Annotated in this window: 1 protein-coding gene; it reads right to left on the reverse strand. The window is 45.6% G+C overall.

Annotated elements, in window-relative coordinates; all coding sequences use genetic code 11:
- Positions 1-399 (reverse strand): DUF3164 family protein (locus J7R05_RS08710; RefSeq protein ID WP_208541916.1); only part of this gene is annotated, 399 nt, incomplete at both ends.

The raw sequence follows: 399 nt of genomic DNA on the forward strand, positions 1-399 counted from the left end.
CCCCGATTCACCTTGCCTTCTTTATCCGTATTAAAAGCACGCGTAATAATCGCGCGAATTTCAGGACGCGCATCCGCAGACCACTCATTCAAACATTCATCAAGAAGGCTTTTGGCAATTTGTAATTGTGGACCAAAATCAAAGCTCTCTTGCACTTGCACCTTAATGCGTTGCAAACCATCAAAACTCTGGTAAGTACAATTGCCCTTTTTGCCACGCCGCTCCACACCATATTCTTGCGCAAGCAAGTTATCAAAGGCACTCAAATCCGCAATCGTATGATTGTTAAAACGCGCAACCCTTGCCGATAATTCTTTGGCAAAGCCCATAATTTTACGCACCGTTTCATCTTCTAATAAATCCGCAGGGCGGATCAGACTTACCGGCACCAAAGCCCCC

It is taken from the genome of Bartonella capreoli, assembly GCF_902813205.1.
Taxonomy (GTDB): Bacteria; Pseudomonadota; Alphaproteobacteria; order Rhizobiales; family Rhizobiaceae; genus Bartonella; species Bartonella schoenbuchensis.